Raw genomic sequence first — 548 nt, 5'->3', positions numbered from 1 at the left:
GTGAGACAGGTGCTGCATGGCTGTCGTCAGCTCGTGTTGTGAAATGTTGGGTTAAGTCCCGCAACGAGCGCAACCCTTATCCTTTGTTGCCAGCGGTCCGGCCGGGAACTCAAAGGAGACTGCCAGTGATAAACTGGAGGAAGGTGGGGATGACGTCAAGTCATCATGGCCCTTACGACCAGGGCTACACACGTGCTACAATGGCGCATACAAAGAGAAGCGACCTCGCGAGAGCAAGCGGACCTCATAAAGTGCGTCGTAGTCCGGATTGGAGTCTGCAACTCGACTCCATGAAGTCGGAATCGCTAGTAATCGTGGATCAGAATGCCACGGTGAATACGTTCCCGGGCCTTGTACACACCGCCCGTCACACCATGGGAGTGGGTTGCAAAAGAAGTAGGTAGCTTAACCTTCGGGAGGGCGCTTACCACTTTGTGATTCATGACTGGGGTGAAGTCGTAACAAGGTAACCGTAGGGGAACCTGCGGTTGGATCACCTCCTTACCTTAAAGAACTGTGCTTTGCAGTGCTCACACAGATTGTCTGAT

The 548-nt window shown here is 53.3% G+C and carries 1 rRNA gene; it reads left to right on the top strand.

The annotated features are described in order from the left end of the window. A 16S ribosomal RNA gene (locus FTE26_RS02090) occupies window positions 1–504 on the top strand; the annotation flags it as partial. Window positions 505–548: the final 44 nt, after the last annotated feature.

This window comes from Escherichia sp. S10b (assembly GCF_028421345.1).
Classification (GTDB): domain Bacteria; phylum Pseudomonadota; class Gammaproteobacteria; order Enterobacterales; family Enterobacteriaceae; genus ECMA0423.
Note: the sequence above shows the minus strand (reverse complement) of the source record. Positions and strands in the feature narration are given on the sequence as shown.